Source organism: Pantoea sp. CTOTU49201 (genome assembly GCF_032054795.1).
Lineage (GTDB): Bacteria > Pseudomonadota > Gammaproteobacteria > Enterobacterales > Enterobacteriaceae > Pantoea > Pantoea symbiotica.
In genome coordinates, this window is record NZ_DAMBSA010000406.1 from 1 (window position 1) to 4,192 (window position 4,192).

Consider the following 4,192-nt stretch of genomic DNA (forward strand, 5'->3'; position numbering starts at 1 on the left):
CGCAGCGCCGAGCGCAGAGTGACGGCCAGGATGAGCCGACAGGACGTCGGCGAAAGCGCGGATTGCTAAGGTCCGCGCCTTCGGACCTTAGCCCGGCCGCCTGCTTCACGCATTCTGAAACTGCCAGATGCTTAGCGGGCGGAGTCCCTGCGATGTCAGCGCACTGCTTATCTGACATGCATTACGCCATGAATGGCGACCCTGCGATAATGTTAATCGCCCCAACGGCTGCGTAAATAATTTACCGCATCCTGGGTTTGTGGCTGATTAAGGTAATTCTCGCGGAACAAAATGGTGCCGTTAATTTGCGGTACTGACTCGTTGAGATCGAGCTGCTTTTTCAACTCCGGCACGCCGCCATTCACCGTCCAGTCTGGTTCGCTTTTCGAGGCTTCGCCGATTTTATACAGCGCCACACCGATATAGAGCCGCGTATGCGTCGGTTTCACCACATCCGCCCACCAGTTAGCTAACACGTCGTAGCGTGCGGCCTGGCGCGCAAACGGCCAGTAAAGCTGCGGCGCGATGTAATCCAGCAGTCCCATTTGCACCCAGCGACGTGTATCGGCATAGGCTTCGTCGTAGGCGGCCGCGCCGCGCGTGTCGGAACCCGCCGCATCATGCGAAAGATTGCGCCATACGCCCGCCGGACTGACGCCAAATTCCACGTTCGGGTTCAGCTGCTTGATGGTGCGCGACACCTGCTCGATCAACAGCAGCGTATTGTTGCGTCGCCAGTCAGCTTTTGAGGCAAAACCCTGACCATATTGGCGGAACGTGGCGTTGTCGTTGAGGGTTGAGCCGGGCGTTTCGGTATAGAAATAGTCATCGAACTGCACGCCGTCGATTGGATAGTGCGACACCACTTCCGCAACGATGCTGGTGATCCAGTCACGCGCAGCGGGAATGCCGGGATCGAGCACGAAGCGGTCGCTAGCGGTACGGATCCAGTCACGATGCAGCACAAACACGCTGGCCGGTTGCAGCGCAAGCGTATTATTCAGCGCGTTAATCGTGGACGGTTTGACGTTAGTAGAGACGCGATAAGGGTTGAACCACGCGTGCACCTTCATGCCACGTTTGTGCGCCTCATCCAGCATGAACTTCAGTGGATCGTAGCCGGGATCTTCGCCAATCTTGCCAGTGAGCATATCTGACCACGGCAGGATGCTGGAGCGCCACAGCGCGGTTCCATCCGGTTTCACCTGGAAAAACACTGTATTGATGCCGAGGCTTTTCAGTTTATCCAGCTTGTCGGTCAGCGCTTGTTGCTGCTGGTGGATGCGGTTGGCCGGGCTGGCGTTGACTGAATTGATCGGCGGCCAGTCGAGGCGTGAAACGGTCGTCAGCCACACGCCGCGCACCGGTTCTTTGCTCAGCGCAGGTTTGGTGGGCATCGGCGGTTTGATCACCGTCGGCAACGGCGTGACCAGCGATTTCGGCGGCGGCGAGGAGCAACTGGCAAGAGAGAGGGCGACGGCAACAGCAATCAGCGCAGCGGATTTTTTGTAGGTGTTAACCCAGGGAAAACGATGTGAACAGGCTATGGTAAACTCCCTTTTTTGCAACTTTCTGTTCGAAGAGCCTCATTCTCTTATCATGCGAACTAAAGTCAATATAATCGAGAAACTGCAGGTCGCCATGAATGGCGACCCTACAACAGAATTCCGCATTTATGGCGACCGTCACCAAACACCATTGAGGAACCCAAAACCTATGCAATACGAAGACCTTTATCGCCGTATCGGCCAGATCATCTTTAGCTGTGGCCCCGAAGGTGCGCGGGAATTGATCGTTCAGGCTGAACTTTTTGCGGACGATGATGGCGGGCAGTTTCAGTTCGATTACATCGATGAAAACGATGAACCGGATTGGTTTGAACCCGATGCGCGCGCGATTGGCGATCTCTCGGAGGCGCTGAAGGATTTTCAGCAGTACTTCGTGGATAACAACATGACCAACGGTCTGCCGGTGTGGCGCAAATGCGCGATTAACCTCAACGTGCTGGAAGAAGCCATCAGCATTGACGTGCAGTACGATTGAGTTCCGCGGCATCCTTGCCCGGAATCAATGCGTTACGAGCGTAACGCCACCATCTCCTCGTTTTTACGCGCCACGCGTTTGCGCTGCACAATGCGACTGGCGGCAACCACACCCAGCGTCAACAGGCCGGTGGCGATAATTTCTGGACGGTGTTGTTGGTTAAACAGCATGGCAATCAACACGCCGACAATGAACACCATCGTCGCCCACGTCAGGCCAGGGAACAGCCACATGCGATAGCTGAGGATTTCGCCGCGCGCTTCGCGCTTTTTGCGCAGCACCAGATGAGACGCGGCGATCACCAGATACACCAGCAACGCAATGGCACCGGAACTGGCGAGCAGGAACTCAAATACTGCGCTTGGCGCCAGATAGTTGGCGATCACCGCGAGGAAGGCGGCCGCCGTAGAAAGCAGCACCGCTACCCACGGCGTGCCGCTGCGGGTGGTGCGCGATGCGATGGCTGGCGCATCTTCACGGCGTGACAGCGAGTAGATCATGCGTGATGCGGTATACAGCGCGGAATTGAGGCAGCTACACACCGCAATCAACACCACCACATCAACGATCTGCTTCGCGTACGGCACGTTCATCATCTGCATCGCCGTCTGGTAAGAACCGGCTTTCATCAGCGACGGCGTATTCCACGGCACCAGCGCCACCACGATGAAAATCGACAGCAGATAGAACAGCGCGATACGCCAGATCACCGAATTGGTCGCCTGAGTAATTTGCTTCTTCGGCTCGCGCGATTCGGCGGCGGCGATGGTGACGATCTCGGTGCCCATAAACGAGAACATGGTGGTGAGGATCGCTGCCAGCACCGCGCCAATGCCGTTCGGCATAAAGCCTTGCGTGTCATACAGATGTGAAATCCCTTGCGTGCTGCTGCCCGGCATTAAACCAAACACCGCCAAACTACCCGCGCAGAGGAATGCCACAATCGCCACCACTTTCAGCAGGGCGAACCAGAATTCAAACTCGCCATAGTTCTTCACGCTGAACAGGTTGCTGATGGTCAGAAATGAAGTGATCGCCAGCGTGTATTCCCACACCGGAACCTGCGGAAACCACGAATGCAGGATGGTGCCAGCGGCGTTGGCTTCCAGCGGGATCACTAACACCCAGAACCACCAATACAGCCAGCCGATGGTGAAGCCGGCCCAGCGGCCGAGCGATTTGTCGGCGTAAGTGGAGAAAGAGCCGGAATCCGGCGATGCCACCGCCATTTCGGCCAGCATGCGCATAATCAGCACCACCAACGCGCCCGCGGCGATGTAGGCCAGCAATACCGCCGGACCGGCTTCGGCGATCGCATGACCTGAACCAACAAACAATCCGGCACCAATCACGCCACCAATCGATAACATCCGCACATGACGCGGCTTCAGGCCTTGCGCCAGTACATCGGCATTCTGTGAACTCATCAATATTTCTCCAAAGCGTCTCTCAGGCCGCGCCACGCGCAACCGGGTTACAACAGGTGAGAAGCCCAGCCCGTCGCGCGAGCTGGGTAGCGTGTTACGAATCGGCGTGTTGACTCAGCACGCTGCTGAGAATGTCGAGCGCCTGACTGAACTGCGCATCAGGAATGGTGAGCGGATAGAGGAAGCGGATGACGTTGCCCTGCGGGCCGCAGGTGAGCAGCAACAACCCACGCGCCATCGCTTGTTGCTGGATAGTTTGCGCGGTTTGCGCGCTGGCAAACTCCACCGCGATCATCGAGCCAAGGCCGCGAATATCGGTAATGGAGGAGCACTGGCTGCGCGCGCTCTGCAGGAAGTCGGTTAACTGCGCGCCGAGTTGTGCAGAGCGTTCACACAGCTTCTCGTCGGCGATCACGTCCAGCACCGCATGCGCAGAGGCAATCGCCAGCGGATTGCCAGCGTAAGTGCCGCCCAATCCGCCAGGACCAGGCGCATCCATGATCTCGGCGCGGCCGCTGACCGCCGATAACGGCATGCCGCCCGCGAGGCTTTTCGCCATGGTGATGAGATCCGGTTTCACCGCATAGTGATCCATCGCAAACAGCTTGCCGGTGCGGGCAAAGCCGGTTTGCACTTCATCGGCAATCAGCAGAATGCCGTGTTCATCGGCCAGCGCACGCAGACGGTTAAAGAATTCAGGTGGCTCGACGTGGAAGCCGCCT

General features: G+C 57.6%; 4 protein-coding genes. 1 reads left to right on the plus strand and 3 read right to left on the minus strand.

The features are described 5' to 3' along the window. Nucleotides 1–212 precede the first annotated feature (212 nt). Nucleotides 213–1,547, minus strand: a complete 1,335-nt coding sequence (locus tag RTY00_RS21020; RefSeq protein ID WP_312666002.1) for a glycoside hydrolase family 10 protein — start codon at nt 1,545–1,547, stop codon at nt 213–215. A gap of 169 nt (nt 1,548–1,716) precedes the next feature. On the opposite strand from RTY00_RS21020, the gene RTY00_RS21025 reads away from it, so the two are divergent. Next, entirely contained in the window at nt 1,717–2,043 is a 327-nt protein-coding gene (locus RTY00_RS21025) for a hypothetical protein (RefSeq protein ID WP_312666000.1), read from the plus strand. 32 nt (nt 2,044–2,075) lie between these two features. Here RTY00_RS21025 and gabP read toward each other — a convergent pair whose 3' ends face one another. Further along, the gene (gabP, locus tag RTY00_RS21030; protein ID WP_256698753.1) at nt 2,076–3,470 is read right to left on the minus strand and encodes a GABA permease; all 1,395 of its coding nucleotides are present in this window, start codon (nt 3,468–3,470) and stop codon (nt 2,076–2,078) included. 94 nt (nt 3,471–3,564) lie between these two features. Next, nucleotides 3,565–4,192, minus strand: a 628-nt coding sequence (locus RTY00_RS21035) for an aminotransferase class III-fold pyridoxal phosphate-dependent enzyme (RefSeq protein ID WP_312666001.1), incomplete at its 5' end; no start/stop codon positions are given.

What these genes read in the sequence shown, in the direction of transcription:
- RTY00_RS21025 (WP_312666000.1), top strand. Translation starts at nt 1,717, where the DNA reads ATGCAATACGAAGACCTTTATCGCCGTATCGGCCAGATCATCTTTAGC.
- gabP (WP_256698753.1), bottom strand. Translation starts at nt 3,470, where the DNA reads ATGAGTTCACAGAATGCCGATGTACTGGCGCAAGGCCTGAAGCCGCGT.